The organism is Candidatus Sulfurimonas marisnigri (genome assembly GCF_015265475.1).
In the GTDB taxonomy this organism is placed as follows: domain Bacteria; phylum Campylobacterota; class Campylobacteria; order Campylobacterales; family Sulfurimonadaceae; genus Sulfurimonas; species Sulfurimonas marisnigri.
Genome location: NZ_CP054493.1, coordinates 1,421,651 through 1,438,658 on the forward strand (window position 1 = coordinate 1,421,651; position 17,008 = coordinate 1,438,658).

The following is a 17,008-nucleotide window of genomic DNA, read 5'->3' on the forward strand; positions in this document are numbered from 1 at the left end:
TTTATTACTTTCCAATTATGGAAGCATCTCCGGTAATAATTGCTGGAGATACAACTCCCTGACCATTTTTAATCATAATCTCTTGACCTTGCTCTGAAAGTACAAAGTTTACAAACTTGATTGCACCTTCTTTGTTTGCTGGTGACTTTTTATTTTGTGCAACTGTAATGCCGTAAATCATTGCTCCACCTTTTTTAGTGATGAACTGACCTGGTTTTTTTCCACTTATGTCAAACGAAGCAGTTTCATAGAACTCTTTAAACTCATTGTCTTTTAAAGAGACTTGCTTTGGCAGAGTAATATACTTTAATCCATGTTGCTCGGCAACTGACTTGTATATGAAAAGATAATCATAAGCATTAGCTTCGATTAGTCCTAATAAATCTGTCTCTTTTGGTCTAACTATAACTTTGTTTCTATCTTCTTCACCAACTTCATATGAATCACCATATCCAAACAATTTATCAAAAAAACCTGGAGTTTTATAATGCTTTTCTGCAAGTATTGTTACTAATATTGACCTATATCCACATGGATCCATGTTTGGATTTGAGTGTCCAACTTTTACACCCTCTCTTAGAAAGATTTCTGGCCAGTTTTGTGCATTTATCTCATCAGCGTATTTAGCTTTTGAGGTATAAGCTATTGCCATCTCATTAGTCGCAAATTGTGCGTTAAATTTCGCATGGTTTGGAATAAGCAAGTTGTTTATTACATTGTAATCAGCACTAGCCATTACATCAGCAGCTTTACCGATTTCAGAGATTTTTCTAGCAGCTGCCCTACTTCCACTAGCTTCTCTTTGTACATCGTACTGTGGATATTTTGCTTCAAATACTTTTTCTATTTCTGCAAATGGAACAGCTAAACTACCAGCATGAAATACAGTTATTTTCTCTTTTGCTAAAACGTTTGATGCCAATAAAGCACTTAATACTAATGTTAGTAATATTTTTTTATTCATCTTATTTTCCTAAATTAAATAAATCTGTTTTATCTTTTGTATATAGGCAATTAAATTTAATTATCTTTACGCTCTCTTGTTCTGAGATTGAAGCTGTTGACTCATCTGTCACAAGAATACAATTGCTTACATGTAAGACTGTAATCATCCCTGAGCCATATTTATTATCTTGGGTAACTCTATACTCTCCATTTTTATAAAAGCCAAGTACAACATTTACTCGGCCAGCTTTTGTTTTAAAACTTTTGATATTTTTTGCAATATCAATGTCATGAAAAACGCTCAAAGAGCCTTGCATTTTATTTAAAACGGGAAGTGCAAATAGATGCATGTTTACCATTGCAGTTAGAGGATTTCCCGGTAAGCACATAACGAAAGTTTTTTTCATTTTCCCCATCATAATAGGACGACCCGGTTTTATATTTACTCCGTGAAATGCTATATCTAAACCATTTCTCTCGAAGGCCTCTGCCATAAAATCTGCATCTCCCATAGAGATACCGCCAGTTGTGATGATTACATCATAGTTTTTAAGAGTGTCTAAAAAAGAGATAGATTTTTCCAAAGAATCAGGCACAACGTTTGTATATGTAGCATCAAAACCTTTCTCTTTTAAAAGTGAGATAATTGCATAAGAATTACAGTTGTAAATCTCACTCTCGCTTGCATCTTCCCATGGTTCTTTTAGCTCGTTTCCAGTAGATACGACAGCTATCTTTAACTTTTTATATACACTGAGCATTGTTATACCTTGAGAGGCTAATATTGCAACCATAGCCGATGTAAAAACTTCACCTTTATTAAATAATGCATCTTCTAAAGCTTTTTCTTCACCTTTAAATCTTAAACATGAATTTTTTACAACTTTTTCTTTAATTGTAACCTCATCATTTTTGTACTCTACAACATCTTCTATAGGGATGATAGTATCTGCATCATTTGGTACTTTTGCACCTGTCATGATTTTATAACACTCATTTTCATTTAAACACTCTACTGTGTCTTCACCAGCTAAAATTGTTTTGACAACTTTAAGTTTTTTACCTGCATCTGTTGCTTTTATGGCAAAACCATCCATGGCAGAGTTATTAAAAGATGGTAGATTCTTTATACAGGAAATATCTTGTGCTAAAATTCTTCCAATAGAATCTTGTATATGAACTATCTCCTCTATGCCAGTAATCTCTGCTATTTCTAGTGACAAAGAAACAGCATCTTTAAAATCTAAATACTTATCCATGTAAAGCCTTTATCTGTCTGTAAGATTTACCTATTTTTGAAGCTACATGTAGAATCTCTTCACTGTTTAAATTTTTGCAAAAAGACAAAGATATAGCTTGTCTGCTTTGTAACTCTGTATAACCCATTGCTTGAATAATTCTAGAAGGACGAGAGAGACCTAAAGAGCACCCTTCCCCATTTGTTACAAAAATACTTGAAAGACTTAAGTTTCTTATTACTTCTCTCGCTTTAATCCCTTTAAGTCCAAAGTGAACAACATTATTTAGTGTTAAGTCTGAATCGACAAAGAAGATAATGTCATCTCCTAAACTCTCTTTTAAAGCATTGATAAACTCTTCTTTACATGTAACTGCTTCCTTGTCTTTGTTTATGGCATCTGTGATAAGCTTTAGTCCTACAGTATCAATGCTCGCTAAATTTTGCTCTTTAAATAGGTTATTATGAAGTAATATTGAGTGTGTGAAATAACCGCTAAGTTTATATGCATCAAAATAAGCCACGTCACAGTGATTAGCATCTAATGTTGCTGATATATTAGAGATAACAGTTCCACTAAAAACTTCTTTGACCTTTTGTAAATCAACCTTTACAAAAGTATCGATTATGTATGGTGAGACAAACAGATACTCCTCTTTTATAGAGCTAATCGCCTTGTAGTCAATTGTTCCATCAGGCATAAGGTTTACGTACGTAACACTAAAACCTAATGACTCATAAAGCTCGGCTGCTTGAACTACGGCTTCACTCTCACCAAGGCTTACGGCAATGTTTGATTTGAACTCCAGCATTAAACCTAAGAAACCTTCTTTTGAAAAAGAGAAACTATGTAAAGATGAAAAGTTAAACCTTGATGTTAAATCTTTACTCATCTCTTCAAATTTCACATTAGAATTTAAAGGCTCAATACTCAGCGTTTTTGATACTGATACATCATTTGCCTGAGGATAATTCAAACAGTTTAATTTATACACTTTGGCTCTCCTTTGTGCAATTTATAGTCTCTCCATCTGCCATAAAAATCTCTTCAAATCTTTTAGTTGAAAAATCTCTAACTTCTTTTTCTAAGAGTTTATACTTGAGTATAAGTTCTTTTGCTTTGGGTGTTAGTGCAGTTCCGCCGGAATCTCTTCCTTTTTTAACCACCACTAAGTCATCTTCAATATACTCTTGAAGTATCTTTATGTGAGACCAAGCTTTTTTATAGTTCATCCCAACTCTCTTGGAAGCTTCTGAGATAGAACCTGTTTCATCGATTAGTTCTAAGATTTGAGTTTTACCACCACCAAAGACTAGATGCTCATTGTCATCTTCTATCCAGGTCTTAACTTTTACTACCATGGTGAATCCTTGTTCTAAAACATCCAAGTTGACAATATATAACTTCAATGTCACTTTTTTTAGTAGTTGAACCAACTTTATTTAAAGAAAACTCTTGAGCTACCTCCCAGGCAGCACTACAATCTAGTTTTTTTTGGGCATTAGCTTTTGCAGATAATTTTTCATATATATCATCTCTTGCATCGCCAAAATCTTTACTGCCAAAAACACCAAGTTCGCAGTTGTCAATTCTGATACCATGTTTTTTAGTAAGCTCAGCTATCTCTTTTGGTTCTACATGTAGCTCTCTAGCCAATTTAAAAGCATCTAAACAATTAATCTTTCCATCATTATTTAGATATTGCTTTAAAATTTGCTCTATGTTATCCATGAACTCTTCCACTGTGTGTATATATGTTCATTTTTCTTCCTCTAGCAAAGCCTATAAGGGTTATTCCGTGTTTATTGGCTGTTTGTACTCCAAGGTATGTCGGAGCAGTTCTAGATACCACTATGGGGATTCTATGCATAACTGCTTTTACAACCATCTCAGAACTTAGTCTTCCACTAACAAATAAAACTGATTTTGTTGTGTCAAGTCCATCTATTTTGCACTTACCAACAACTTTATCTATTGCGTTGTGTCTACCTATGTCTTCGGCAGTTACAACACTTGTATCTTCTAAAAACAGCGTTGCTTTATGAACACAACCTGTCAGTGTATACAGTTCACTATCAGCATAGAATTTTTTTACTTCATCGCTAATAGTCTCAGGGCTAATCACAAAACTAGTTTGATTAAATGGAATTTCCAGACTTCCGGCAACATTACCGGTAATTCCTCCACCGCAACCGCTTACTAGTGTTTTTTCTTTATATAGGTTTTGTAGTGAGTCTGTATCAACTGCTGCTTTGATATCAACTCTTAAACCATCTTCACTTACCTCTATGAATTCTACATCACTGATTTGAGTGATTACATTTTCACTCATTAAAAAGCCAATTGCATGAGCCTTTTGATCTTTGGGTATACACATCATAGATATGATCTTTTCACCATTTAGGTAAACATTTAGTCTTGCTTCTTCAATAGTTACATCTTCTACTTCTGTTATCTCATCACCATTTACTCTGTCAATGATGATTGTTTTTAAATATTTACTATTTGACATTTTGTCCCCTCTCTTAACTATGCAAATTTTGCATATTTAAAGTCTTTAAAAAGAACACTCCACCAAAATGGAGGAATGAACTAATTAATATCTTAAACTTCACCTTTTTCTTTTAGCTCTCTATAATAAGAACTATGAAGAACTTCAACTTCTTCTTCTTCTTTATAACCGCTTATCATACTGTGGATAGCACCCTTAATCGCAAATACTGCCATGTAGATATGTACAAAGAAAAGAGCTAAAATAGCTAATCCTAAAACATTATGAACAATAGCACTTGCTCTTAAAAAGTCAATTTGAGAGATATGGTATGTATTTAGTATTTCAAATCTAAAGTCTTGAAAATACATAGCCACACCCGTAACTATCATTAAAAAGCCACCAAGAGTAGCTAACCAATACCAAGTTTTCTGCCCAGCATTAAATCTACCTGCAGGAACCGGCTTTTTGTCTTTATTCAAATAACCGCCTACTATCATTAGCCACTTAATGTCATCCCAATGAAGGAACATCCATCTCAGCCACATAAAAAACATAGGTACAATACTTACTATAAAAAGAAGTGTTGAGATTGCATGAATCTCTTTATTTACTCTTACAAATTCTCCACCACCAAAAGTACTACCAAACATCATAATTAGACCAGTAGGAATAAGTAAGATAAATGATATACCTGCGATAGTATGAATAACTCTATGAAACAGAGTAAATACATAAATTTTCTTTCTATCGTGAGAGAAAATCATTGGACCAATTACCAGATAATGTACAACGAATACAGCTGGTACTCCAAATAAAACACCCAAAAAAAGTGGTTTAAAATATGTACTTTGTAAAATAGTAAAATATTGCCCTAAATGTAATGAACCTTTTTTATCGTAACCTAGGATATTATCAATTAGATTATCACTCCATACTACACTTTCACTAGCACCAAATGCTAGTGAAGAGAGTGCGATAAGAGCGATTATGATATATTTAATTTTCATAATAATGTCCTATATCTTAGAACCATATGCTGTTGACCATCCATAAGGTTGTGTTTTTACGCCATGACCAACTGACAATACTCTTTCTCTATAGATAGCAGAGATTGCTTCTGAATCACCAACAAGTAATGCTTTAGTAGCACACATAGAAGCACAAACAGGAACTTTACCCTCTGCAATTCTATTTTGTCCATAAAGCTCTCTTTCTTTATGTGAGTTAGTCTCTTGGGGACCACCAGCACACATAGTACATTTATCCATTACGCCTTTTACTCCAAAAGCACCATCCTCTGGGAATTGAGGAGCACCAAAAGGACAAGCATATAGACAGTAAGCACAGCCAATACATTTTTCTTTGTCGTGTAAAACGATACCGTCTTCTCTGATATAAAAACAATCAGTAGGACAAACTTGCTCACAAGGAGCATCTGTACAGTGCATACAAGCAATAGATAAAGAGTATTCTAATCCAGCAATACCTTCATTCATAGCAATTACTTTTCTTCTATTGATACCTGCTGGTAACTCGTGCGCTTCCGCACAAGCTACAGAACAACCATCACAAGAAATACATCTATGCTCATCACAAAAAAACTTTAATCTTGCATTTTCACTCATAACCAACTCCTTACGCGTATTCTATGCGGCATAACCCGCCTTTAGTTTCAGGGATTTGAGTAATAATGTCATAACCATAGTTAGTAACAGTATTAGCACTCTCGCCCACAGCATAAGGTTTTGTACCATTTGGATACTTATGAGATAAATCTTCACCTTGAAAATGCCCAGCAAAATGGAATGGAATCCAAATCCTATCTTCACTAACTGCATGAGTGTACTTAGCTTTAACTTTTATTTTAGTACCTTCTGGCGAGTGAATCCACATCATTGAACCATCTTTAATTCCATATCTACCTGCTAAATCAGGATTGATTTGACAGAACATCTCAGGACTTAGGGCAGCTAAATATTTAGAAGCTCTATTTTCCATACCCGCACCATTCATATTTACAAGTCTTCCTGTTACTAGATTGATAGGGAAGTCTTTAGACCAATCTTGTTCAGTTTGCTTAGAAACATATTTAGTATCAACTCTGTAATGGTCTTTTTTATCCGCATACGATGGATACTTATCAGCCAAATCTTTTCTTGGAGAGTGTAAAGGCTCTCTATGCATTGGAATCTGGTCAGGGAATGTCCATACTTTAGCTCTCGCTTTAGCATTTCCATAAGGAGCCATACCTTGTTCCATACATTTTTGGGCAATAATATTTGAAGTATCAACTTTCCAGTTTTTACCAATTCTCTTTTTCTCGTCAGCAGTTAACTTAATACCAAGAACCTGCTCAATATTAGCAGCAGTTATCTCAGGATATCCATCTTTATTTGCAGAGTCTTTTGGAGCACTTCCTTTACCTGCAAGTAAATCTTGTCCATCATGCTCTAAGCCAAATCTATTTCTAAATCCCATACCACCTTCAGCAACACTTCTGTTGATATTGTATAATAATGGGCTACCACCATGAGTCTCTGTCCATACTGGCCAAGGTAAACCATAATATTCACCCTTCATCTTGCCATAACCTCGTCCAGAGATTTGATCAAACATATGCCAATTTTCAGTATGATTCTTGATTCTCGCAGCAGTCCAACCAGTTAAACCAATTGTTTTAATAATTCTTGCAATTTCATCAGTAGCATCTTCAGGCCATGTAAAATCTTTTTTATTCTCTTTAACTTTCATACCGGCTGTATACTCATCATAAAAACCGAGTCTTTTTGCCAGTTCAAACATAATGTCGTGGTCAGTTTTTGACTCATACATTGGTTCAACTACTTTTGATCTCCACTGAACTGACCTATTAGTTGCAGTTACAGTTCCAGATGTTTCAAACTGAGTAGCGGCTGGTAAAATAAATACATCATCTTGCTTATCAGTTAAAATTGCTGCTTCATTAACAAAAGGATCACAAAGTACAATCATGTCTAAATTATCTAGACCTTCTTTTACCTTAGCTTGCTGAGCAATTGATGTAATACCGTTACCCATTACAAAAAGATTTTTAAGATTAGTTCCAGCGTTATGAATTTTATCATTACCGTTTTTACCATCTAGTACACCAGCCCACCAACGAGAAAGTGTAAACCCTTTTTTACCCATCCATTCTTTAGACTTAAATCTTCCAGCTAACCATTCATAGTCAACATCCCAAGATTTTGCAAAGTATTTCCATGAACCATCACTTAATCCATAGTAACCAGGTAATGTGTGTGATAAACAACACATGTCTGTAGCACCTTGAACATTATCATGACCTCTAAGAATATTAGTTCCACCACCTTCAACACCCATGTTTCCAAGAGACAATTGTAAGATAGGAGCAAGTCTAGTATTAGAACTTCCCACTGTATGTTGAGTTAAACCCATAGCCCAGATTAATGTACCAGGATTAGCTCTAGCATATAATGTTGTAACTTGAATAAGTTGATCAGCAGGTACACCTGTTACATCTTCAACTTTTTTCGGATTCCACTTTTTAGCTTCTTCCATTACATCTTCCATACCATATACTCTGTCTTTGATGAACTTCTCATCATGCCAACCATTTTTAAAGATTAGGTGTAACATTCCATACATAAATGGTATATCTGTCCCTGGTCTTATACGACAATAATGGTCTGCTTTTGCAGCAGTTTTAGTAAATACAGGATCTACAACAATTATTTTAGCATTGTTATTTTCCTTAGCTTTTAGGAAATGTTGAAATCCAACTGGGTGATTAACCGCAGGATTAGCTCCAAAGATAATAATAGCTTTAGAATTTTGAATATCTCCAAGTGAATTGGTCATAGCGCCATAACCCCATGTATTCGCCACACCGGCGACTGTTGCACTATGTCAAATTCTAGCTTGGTGATCTATATTATTCGTTCCATACATTGCGGCAAATTTTCTAAAATAATATGCCTGTTCAGTACTCATTTTTGCAGATCCTAAAAACATTGCTGAATCTGGTCCTGCTGTTTCATGAGAAGCTTTTAATTTTGTTGCGATTCTGTCTAAAGCATCGTCCCAACTTAATCTTTTCCACTTTCCAGCTTCTTTTACCATTGGATGCTTAAGTCTAACCTCAGACCTAACCATATCAATCATATCAGCACCTTTACAACAATGTCCACCTAAAGATATAGGATGGTCTTGTGCAACCTCTTGTCTTACCCAAACGCCGTTTTGTACTTCTGCGATAATACCACATCCAACTGAACATGCAGTACAGATAGTTTTAACATTTTTAGAGCCAGGAAAAGGATTTTTAACTTCCTCTTGTGTAGCAGCTCTTGTTACACCATCATTAGCAAATGCACTAGTAACACCAGTAGCCGTAGCGACAGCTGCCATTTTCATAAATGACCTTCTACCGATTTGGGCGTTGAGTGTTTCATATGTGTCAACTAACATACTCTTTCTCCCTTATTTACTATAAAGCTTGTTTGTAAAAATCGTCCCAAGCTTGACTTTTTTTGTAAAGAATCTCTTTTTTAGTAGATGTCCCTACAACAACTCCGTTTGAATCAGCTTCTATGGCTTCTTCCTTATTAGCAGCTAACGCCGTGGCACTGACAGCAGCAGTTCCAACAACTAATGCACTTTTTTTGAGGAAGTTTCTTCTACTTTCTTGCATCGTTGTCTCCTTTTGTTTGTGATTAGCCCCATAACTCATGAGGCTTAAATAAACCAAATTTTTTAGCTTATTTAAACCCCATGATGAAGATGACTAAATATCATCCTCCACATCATAAGCTATATCAAGAGGACAAGCACTTTGCTCTTCTTTTGGTCCTTTTTGTCTTAAAAGTCTGTTTCTTTCTCTTCTTGCAATTTCTTCATCTGAAAGAGAATCAGACTTAACTTTAGACTCTGGTTTACTTTTTTCAGTTAAAGGTGTTTGTACTTCTAAATAAACTCTCTCAAACTCTATAAAAGATTTAAGTAGAACAACTACATTTTTAAAAATATCTGCATTTTCATGTTCATATAATTCTTTAGAAAACTTATCTACAAATTCATTTAATATTTGTTCAAATATACAATGTGCTGTACTTTTATACTGTTCTTCTCCCTCTGAAATCAATTCACATAATTCGTTCATTACAGAAAAAATAAAACCTATGTGGTCCTCATAATCAGAGTAAGCTTTTTCATCTCTTCTGATTTTTGTTTTTGCTAGAAAGTTTTGCATCTCAATTCTTTTTTTTCCACTTTCTATATCTTCATCATAATATGAAGCAGTAGTTCTTACAGTTTGAGTCTCAGGCGAGTGAAAGATGTCATCAAACTCTTTCATAAATGCAATATTAGATTCAGATTTAACAACGGCTCTTATATTTTCAAAGGCTAAAGCCGAGCTTTTATCTAATGGGCTTTCTCTCAAAATATCTATAAAATCAATCAGCTCAAAATATCTTTTATTGTCAATTGTAAAAACAAAAAATCTTGAAAACATCGCATAGTATAAAGCTCTCGCTTTGTTCATTTTTTCTTCATTCATATTTTTGTCATTCATAGTGTGTCTCCTGGTGTTTTGTACTGATTTTTGTTTTGCATATAGCTAGTCATCATAACCTTTGGCTTACAACTCTCACAACAATATAGAGTTCTTTCTTTGATTGAATCCCCAGCAAAGATAGGAGACATAATCGAAGCGATTTTTTCTATTGCTTTTGTTGTAGCGAATTCTTTACCACATTCTATACATGGAAACAGAGTGTCTTTAGCCAGTATTTGTTCTTTAAACCAAATGGGATTTAGTTTTATTACATCTTGTTCAATAGTTAAACAATCTTTTTCTGGACACGAAACTTCACAAAAGCCACATGCTGTACAGATACTAGGGTTTATTCTTAAAGAATTATCATCTATGTTTGCAACTAGTGCATCTACATTACAAGCACCTACACATGATAAACATAAAGTACAGTTCTCTTCATTTACGTTCACTTTCGCATAATGAATGTGCTCACCAGTTTGCACTTCACCTAAGTCATATTCACCTACAATATTTTTTAGTCTTGTTGCGAAAATTTCTCTTTTTTTTGTATTCAACTCATTTATAGTATGTCTTGAATTTTTCACTAAACTAACTTTATTTAGAGCATCTACAAGTTCATCTTTATCCATTGCAACAATAATTGCATCAAGGTTGTGTTTCTTTTGATATATGTCATTTAAGATTCTAATTGCATCTTTTGTCCCCTTTGAAAGGAAATCAGAGTAAAAGATTACTTGTGAACCTGACTCTTGTGCAATAGTTAGTAGTGTTCCTTCATGTAAAAACTTTTCACCTTCAATAGCAAAAGGCAAAACATTTTCTTTTAGTTCTACATCCAAGTTTTTAATATTCATTTTTTGAGGTATAACTAAAGGAATATGCCCACTAAACAATCTTGATATATCATAAATACTTTCTCTATTTAAAGAGGCATAATCAAGTGCTCCAGATGGGCATACAGATATACATCCGCCACAACCATGACAATCTATTTGAGAAAATTGAAGATGTTTTACACTATCATCTCTTTGTATTGCGACTGTTGGACATACCTCTGCACACTTGCCACATGTAACATCTCTTCTTCCGTGATACTGACAAATGTTTTGGTTGTAAACAATAGCTTTTTTATATTCATAATTACTTATATTTGTACGCAAAGTTGCAAGAACATCATCAAGTGAGCTCTCAGTAGGATCAAAAGTTCCACTTTGTTTAGTTGCAATTTCTTCTTGGTCATACCATACTATTTGAGAAACATGAAGCGTTGCATCTTTGAAGTTATCATTTGCAATTACCGTTAAATTTCCAATATGTCCAGATATAGATTTTACAACATCAGGTGTTACATGTAAGAGATTAAACTCATTAGGAATCATAGATTTTAAAAACTCTTCTTTTTGTTCTTTAGTAGATACAAGTAAAACATCTGTTGATATTTTTTGGGTATATTTTATGTCCTGAGCCATATCAAATCTGATAGAGTTTATCTCATATAATTTCTCTACATTCTTAATCTTGTTTGCAATTGTGTCTTTTGAATTGCTAATATAAAAATCAATTTCATCTGCAATTATCTCACCATAAACATTTTTTGAATTTGATACAATAAAGTTATTATTTGAAGCAGTTGAGAGTGTAGAGGTAACAAGTATATTTTCAGAAAGCGGGAAGTCAAGCCCTCTATCGCTAAAATAGACAAATTCTTTCATCTAAACCCCTTTTGGTAAAATATATATTACCAATTTTAGCTATATAAAACTTATTGTATCCTTAAAATGTAAATAATTTTTTACCAATATTTAAACTGTTTTTTTATACAATGATTTATGTTATAATCAATAAAAAAGGATTTTAGTGCTTAAATATATAGTAGCTACCTTGATTACTTTTGTACTAATATTCTTCAATTTTAAAAGTGATGAGTTTGATGGCAAATCAATAAAACTAGGTTTATCCATACCAAGAACTGGAATCATGCACGCTGTCGGTGATGCTGTATATAGCGGAGCAAACGCATATTTTCTACATGCCAATCAAAACAAAGAACTAAAAAATGTAAAAGTTGAACTTATTGTTTATGATGACAAATATGAGCCAGACCTGACTTTAGAAAATATTAAAAAACTTATTGACAAAGATGTTTTTGCTTTTTTTGGTTTAGTTGGAACACCAACGGTAAAAAATATATTACAAACTATCAGAAGTACAGATATACCTTTAATAGCTCCATTTACTGGAGCTTCTTTTTTAAGAAATAATGAAGGTATTGATGTTGTTAATTTTAGAAGTTCTTATAAAGAAGAGATTGATTATATAGTTGAGTATTTACGAAATAAAAGAGACATCTCAAGATTCGCTGTTTTTTACCAAAATGATGATTATGGAGAAGAAGGCTTTGTCTCACTTCTTTACTCACTAAATGAGAGAGGCTTGACTTTAGCAGGAGAAGGGACATATAAAAGAAATACTCTTTCTATAAGACATGCTTTTTATGAAATAAAAAGTTCAAAACCAGAAGCAGTTTTTATGATTGGAGCATATAAAGCAAATGCTTTGTTTATTAAAACAGCCAAGAAAGATCCTATCTTCAAAGATACTCTTTTTTGTAATATCTCTTTTGGAGATGCAGATGAGATGATAAGAGAGTTAGATTACAATACAAAAAATTTACTTTTTTCTCAAGTTGTTCCAAGCTATAAAGATAGTGTTAAACCTGTAATTTTAGAGTACAAAGATGCAATGAAAAGGTATTTTCCAAATCAGCCATTGGGTTTTATATCTTTAGAAGCATTCTTAGCAGCTAAATCAGTTGTTGAAGCACTAAAGAACATAGATGGCTCTATTACAAGAGAAAAGTTCCTAAAAGAGATTAAAAATATACAAAAAAACACTCAACTGCACAATAGAGTTTATCTTTTCAAGTATGAAAATTCTAAATTCATAGAAGTTTACAATGAAAATTAAAAATATATTCTCATTCATTGATAAAATATCTTTTACATACAAGACATCTATATTACTTTTTATAATTATAGGAGGGATGATATTGATAATAATATTATCTCAAATATCTATATATACTGTAAAACACGATTTTGATATTTTGTTTGAAAAAAGGACAAAACCAATTATAAAGCTTGAGGCTATAAAAGATGCATATGTGGTTAATATACATGACACACTATATGATGTTTATCATAAAAACATAACTTTAGAGCAATCCTATGATGTTTTAAATTTAGGTAAGCAGCTTATTGAAAAAAACTGGAATAAATATTTGGAAATCACTTTTTCCAAAAAGTATGAAACGTCCTTGGTGACAAAAATAATCAAAAAGTTTTTTATTATAGGCAACCCAGATAAAAATAAAATATTACAAAATAGTATTATTTCAAATATCAATGACAAAAACAAGAACATAGAAGTGATTGTTAATGAGATAATTTTAGAGTTATCAAATAAAAATTATGATGCTGCATCATCTCTAATAGAACATGTTAATATTGAAATAAATACAATCTCCATATATATTACAAATTTGACTAATTATGATTTAAAGATGGCTATAAGCGAGAGAAAAGATACTCAAACGGTTTTTAATACTCTGGCTATGATTTTAAATATTTCTATCGTATGGGTATTTTTATTTTCAATAATACTTTCAATAGTAATAATCATACATTTTAAAAAACTTCATTTTGGTTTAGAAGAAGCTGTAAATGAAAAAACAAAAGAGTTGCAAGCTTTAAATGATTCACTAGAAAAAAGAATCCAAAATGAAGTAGCAGACTCACGAAAAAAAGATTTTATAATGTTTCAACAGTCAAGACTTGCTAGTTTAGGTGAGATGATTGCAAACATAGCTCATCAGTGGAGACAACCATTAGGTTCGCTTATGATGATTGTTCAAGGGATTCAAACTAAGATGGAGCTAGGAAAGTTGACTCCAGAAATTGTTGAAGAAAAAGTAAACGATGCTATTTTGTTAGCGGATAATATGTCCAATACTCTTGAGGATTTTAAAAGTTTTTTCAAGCCCAATAGAGATGAGGAAGAGTTCTCTTTAAAAGATTGTATTAAAAACTCATTTGAGCTCTCAAAATATGTTTTAGATAAAGAGAAGATAGAACTTCACTTAAAGATACTCCATGATGTAAAAATACATGGCTTTTACAATGAGCTCTCACATGTATTTTTAAATATTATCTCAAACTCTAAAGATGCTCTTATCTCAAAAGAACATAAAAGACTTATAGAGATAACAGTTAAAAAATCAAGAAATAATATAAGAATAAATATAGTAGATAATGGCGGTGGAATAAACGCAAAGGTGCTTCCACATATTTTTGAGCCATACTACACTACTAAATACAAAAGTGCTGGGACAGGAATAGGTCTTTACATGTCAAAGCAAATTATAGAAAAACATATGTTAGGAACAATTGATTGTAAGAATGTTTATTATAAAATAGCAAATCAAAATTTTGAGAACTGTACTCTCTTTACAATTACAATTCCTGCTAATAAAGGCGATAAAAATAATGACTAGAAATTTAAAAATACTAAATGAATTTAATGTACTATATCTAGAAGATGATGACTCTTTACTAAAACAAACAAGAGACATGTTAAGTGACTTTTTAAAAAATGTATATGCTGTAAAAACTTCAGCGGAAGCAAAGCAGGTGATTAAGCAGAAAAAAGTCGATGTTATAATCTCAGATATCCTACTTGAAAATGAAAATGGAATAGATTTCTTAAGAGAGTTAAAAGAAGAAGATATAAATATACCGGCAATTTTAACAACTGCCCATACAGATACAAAATATTTGCTCGATGCAATAAAACTAAAAGTAGAAAATTACATCGTTAAACCAATAAACTTAAAAGAGTTACTAAATACTCTTCACGACATACTTTTGCCTCTTATACAAGAAAGAGAAATTCATAAAAATTCAAATATAATAAGAACAATATCTGCCATAACTGATTCTAAACAAGTTGAGGTTGTTAAATTTTTATTTGATAACTTAAATGAAAAGAATGAACTTATCGCTTCATACAGTGACATAATGCAACAGATCTCCATATCTAAACCAACTCTTATAAAACTTTTTAAAGAACTCTCAGAGAAAAAGATTTTAGTAAAAGTTGCACATAAAACTTATAGATTTAATGATAAATCATTAGAATTAATTTAGGTAAAAATATAATTAATTGTCATCTTTTTACGAAATATCTTACCGATGGAGTACTTGTATCTACATGTAAGACTTGAAATCCGTGGTTTCTCACATCTATTGGTATATTGTTGATGCTTTGCGGGCAATCGCTGATAATTTCAAGTATATCATCATCCTCAAGACTTCTTAGTGCTTCTAGTGTTTTTATGGCAGGATAAGGACATGGCTCACCATGCATATCCAAACGATAAGTTGGTCTAGGAGCTTTAGTATTATTTTTCATTGTTTGCATTTCCTTTTAGTTTTTTAAGATAATTCTTTTCTAGTTTTAACACTAGTAAAAATAATAAAGCAAGTAGAGCATAGTTCATAAGAAGCCCACCGTAATTACCAAATGACTCTAGTAAATTTATCTTTGGCCAAGATGTTGCAAGTGGCCCAGAGATATCATCCCATACAAAAGCAAGCAGAGTCGCCCCTATAACATTCCCAACTCCAACTATCCAAAAATGAATTTGACCTTCTACTGCTCTATACATCCAACCACACTCACAAGCACCAGCTACAACGATACCAAAACCAAATAAAGCTCCACCAATAATAGCATTTGGTCCAGCCCACATAATTTTTGGCGGAACTCCTATCATGATGTAACTAAAAATACCGATGCTAGAAACTAACATTCCAAGAACAATAGCTCTTGTCATTTGGCTTCTACCAGTTGTGAAAATATCTCTAAATGCTGATGTAAAACAAACTTGTGCTTTTGCGATAATAAGTCCAAAAGCACCTCCAAAAAGCATAGCAAGACCAAGTTTTTCATGTCCTGAAAAGATAAGATATATTGCCCAAACCATCATGCCTAAAATACAAAAGTTCCAATAGTAAAAAATTGTTTTACTTTGTCTGCATCGCTACCCTCATTTGATTGAATAGGAATACTGCAAGATAATTTTTGTAATTTAACTTTTGATTGGAAAAATGGAAGTTGTGTTACCTTTACTCCCAAGTATACGCCAGCAATCATAGCAAAAGTGAAAAACCAAGCGTGAGCCGTAAACTGAGGTATACCTGTAAATAAACTAGCCAAGTTACAGCCCATACCAAGTCTTGCTCCAAATCCTGCGATAATTCCGCCTATAAGTGCTTGATAAATTCTTATCCGACTTGCTGGCATTCTCCATTTTACATTGTTTCCCCAAAAGGCCGCTGCGATAACTCCTGCAAACATACCAATAATCATAACACCATCCACGCGAGTAAAAATATTACCCTCCATATGCATGATTTTAAAATAGCCCCAATTACTAATATCAACACCGACAAATTCTAAGGCGTGACCACCCCATCTTGTAAATTCGCCTGTTACAGCCCAATATGTTCCTGTAATACCAAAATAGTAAACAGATAAAACCCCAAGTGCAATAACTGCTGGGACCGGTTGCCAAAAAGAAACTAGATATTTCTTCAACTCTTCCATAAAGTTCATTTTCTCTCCAATAAGTAAATTTTTTGTAAAAAACTCTAAGGTGACAAGAATGAAATTAAAAAAGAAAGAAAAATCAAATGTCTATTTGTACCACAAATC

At 32.9% G+C, this 17,008-nt stretch carries 16 protein-coding genes and 1 pseudogene; 3 read left to right on the forward strand and 14 right to left on the reverse strand.

Features of this window, described 5'->3' with window-relative positions:
* Positions 1-4: 4 nt before the first annotated feature.
* From wtpA to HUE87_RS07220, 12 genes are all read right to left on the reverse strand, one after another.
* Positions 5-964 carry a tungstate ABC transporter substrate-binding protein WtpA gene (gene wtpA / locus HUE87_RS07165; RefSeq protein WP_194365524.1) on the reverse strand — a complete coding sequence of 320 codons (960 nt, stop codon included), beginning with the start codon at positions 962-964 and terminating at the stop codon, positions 5-7.
* A gap of 1 nt (position 965) precedes the next feature.
* Positions 966-2,204, reverse strand: coding sequence for a molybdopterin molybdotransferase MoeA (locus HUE87_RS07170; RefSeq protein WP_194365525.1), 1,239 nt, complete (start codon positions 2,202-2,204; stop codon positions 966-968).
* Positions 2,197-3,177 carry a cysteine desulfurase gene (locus HUE87_RS07175; protein WP_194365526.1) on the reverse strand — a complete coding sequence of 327 codons (981 nt, stop codon included), beginning with the start codon at positions 3,175-3,177 and terminating at the stop codon, positions 2,197-2,199. Before HUE87_RS07175 ends, HUE87_RS07170 begins: the two co-directional genes overlap by 8 nt.
* A complete protein-coding gene (locus tag HUE87_RS07180; RefSeq protein WP_194365527.1) occupies positions 3,170-3,544 on the reverse strand; it encodes a winged helix-turn-helix domain-containing protein in 375 nt (124 codons plus the stop codon). The genes HUE87_RS07175 and HUE87_RS07180 overlap by 8 nt, the downstream gene beginning before the upstream one ends.
* Positions 3,528-3,914, reverse strand: coding sequence for a ModE family transcriptional regulator (locus HUE87_RS07185; RefSeq protein ID WP_229855078.1), 387 nt, complete (start codon positions 3,912-3,914; stop codon positions 3,528-3,530). Before HUE87_RS07185 ends, HUE87_RS07180 begins: the two co-directional genes overlap by 17 nt.
* On the reverse strand, positions 3,907-4,695 hold the full coding sequence (gene fdhD / locus HUE87_RS07190) for a formate dehydrogenase accessory sulfurtransferase FdhD (protein ID WP_194365528.1): 789 nt from the start codon (positions 4,693-4,695) through the stop codon (positions 3,907-3,909). The genes HUE87_RS07185 and fdhD overlap by 8 nt, the downstream gene beginning before the upstream one ends.
* A gap of 92 nt (positions 4,696-4,787) precedes the next feature.
* A complete protein-coding gene (locus HUE87_RS07195; RefSeq protein WP_194365529.1) occupies positions 4,788-5,684 on the reverse strand; it encodes a formate dehydrogenase subunit gamma in 897 nt (298 codons plus the stop codon).
* Positions 5,685-5,693: 9 nt separating this feature from the next.
* Entirely contained in the window at positions 5,694-6,302 is a 609-nt protein-coding gene (gene fdh3B / locus HUE87_RS07200) for a formate dehydrogenase FDH3 subunit beta (protein ID WP_194365530.1), read from the reverse strand.
* A 10-nt stretch (positions 6,303-6,312) separates the two neighbouring features.
* The gene (locus tag HUE87_RS07205) at positions 6,313-9,144 is read right to left on the reverse strand and encodes a formate dehydrogenase subunit alpha (protein WP_194365531.1); all 2,832 of its coding nucleotides are present in this window, start codon (positions 9,142-9,144) and stop codon (positions 6,313-6,315) included.
* Between the two features lie 19 nt (positions 9,145-9,163).
* On the reverse strand, positions 9,164-9,367 hold the full coding sequence (locus HUE87_RS07210) for a twin-arginine translocation signal domain-containing protein (RefSeq protein ID WP_194365532.1): 204 nt from the start codon (positions 9,365-9,367) through the stop codon (positions 9,164-9,166).
* Between the two features lie 93 nt (positions 9,368-9,460).
* The gene (locus HUE87_RS07215) at positions 9,461-10,249 is read right to left on the reverse strand and encodes a TorD/DmsD family molecular chaperone (protein WP_229855079.1); all 789 of its coding nucleotides are present in this window, start codon (positions 10,247-10,249) and stop codon (positions 9,461-9,463) included.
* Positions 10,246-11,946, reverse strand: coding sequence for a 4Fe-4S binding protein (locus tag HUE87_RS07220; RefSeq protein ID WP_194365533.1), 1,701 nt, complete (start codon positions 11,944-11,946; stop codon positions 10,246-10,248). The genes HUE87_RS07215 and HUE87_RS07220 overlap by 4 nt, the downstream gene beginning before the upstream one ends.
* A gap of 145 nt (positions 11,947-12,091) precedes the next feature.
* Here HUE87_RS07220 and HUE87_RS07225 point away from each other — a divergent pair, with 145 nt between their 5' ends.
* From HUE87_RS07225 to HUE87_RS07235, 3 genes are all read left to right on the forward strand, one after another.
* Positions 12,092-13,201, forward strand: a complete 1,110-nt coding sequence (locus tag HUE87_RS07225; protein ID WP_194365534.1) for an ABC transporter substrate-binding protein — start codon at positions 12,092-12,094, stop codon at positions 13,199-13,201.
* Positions 13,202-13,277: 76 nt separating this feature from the next.
* Entirely contained in the window at positions 13,278-14,786 is a 1,509-nt protein-coding gene (locus HUE87_RS07230; RefSeq protein ID WP_347401024.1) for a sensor histidine kinase, read from the forward strand.
* Positions 14,776-15,438: a response regulator gene (locus tag HUE87_RS07235; protein ID WP_194367918.1), complete on the forward strand. Its 663-nt coding sequence runs from the start codon at positions 14,776-14,778 to the stop codon at positions 15,436-15,438. Before HUE87_RS07230 ends, HUE87_RS07235 begins: the two co-directional genes overlap by 11 nt.
* A gap of 19 nt (positions 15,439-15,457) precedes the next feature.
* Here the strand turns inward: HUE87_RS07235 and yedF are convergent, their stop codons facing one another.
* Entirely contained in the window at positions 15,458-15,703 is a 246-nt protein-coding gene (yedF, locus tag HUE87_RS07240; protein WP_194365536.1) for a sulfurtransferase-like selenium metabolism protein YedF, read from the reverse strand.
* Positions 15,693-16,909: pseudogene (gene yedE / locus HUE87_RS07245) on the reverse strand (selenium metabolism membrane protein YedE/FdhT). Before yedE ends, yedF begins: the two are co-directional and overlap by 11 nt.
* Positions 16,910-17,008 lie beyond the last annotated feature (99 nt).

Excerpts from the sequence above, each read along its gene's own strand:
- wtpA (WP_194365524.1), bottom strand. The coding sequence starts at position 964 with ATGAATAAAAAAATATTACTAACATTAGTATTAAGTGCTTTATTGGCA.
- HUE87_RS07170 (WP_194365525.1), bottom strand. The coding sequence starts at position 2,204 with ATGGATAAGTATTTAGATTTTAAAGATGCTGTTTCTTTGTCACTAGAA.
- HUE87_RS07180 (WP_194365527.1), bottom strand. The coding sequence starts at position 3,544 with ATGGTAGTAAAAGTTAAGACCTGGATAGAAGATGACAATGAGCATCTA.
- HUE87_RS07185 (WP_229855078.1), bottom strand. The coding sequence starts at position 3,914 with ATGGATAACATAGAGCAAATTTTAAAGCAATATCTAAATAATGATGGA.
- fdhD (WP_194365528.1), bottom strand. The coding sequence starts at position 4,695 with ATGTCAAATAGTAAATATTTAAAAACAATCATCATTGACAGAGTAAAT.
- HUE87_RS07195 (WP_194365529.1), bottom strand. The coding sequence starts at position 5,684 with ATGAAAATTAAATATATCATAATCGCTCTTATCGCACTCTCTTCACTA.
- fdh3B (WP_194365530.1), bottom strand. The coding sequence starts at position 6,302 with ATGAGTGAAAATGCAAGATTAAAGTTTTTTTGTGATGAGCATAGATGT.
- HUE87_RS07210 (WP_194365532.1), bottom strand. The coding sequence starts at position 9,367 with ATGCAAGAAAGTAGAAGAAACTTCCTCAAAAAAAGTGCATTAGTTGTT.
- HUE87_RS07215 (WP_229855079.1), bottom strand. The coding sequence starts at position 10,249 with ATGAATGACAAAAATATGAATGAAGAAAAAATGAACAAAGCGAGAGCT.
- HUE87_RS07220 (WP_194365533.1), bottom strand. The coding sequence starts at position 11,946 with ATGAAAGAATTTGTCTATTTTAGCGATAGAGGGCTTGACTTCCCGCTT.
- HUE87_RS07230 (WP_347401024.1), top strand. The coding sequence starts at position 13,278 with ATGATATTGATAATAATATTATCTCAAATATCTATATATACTGTAAAA.
- yedF (WP_194365536.1), bottom strand. The coding sequence starts at position 15,703 with ATGAAAAATAATACTAAAGCTCCTAGACCAACTTATCGTTTGGATATG.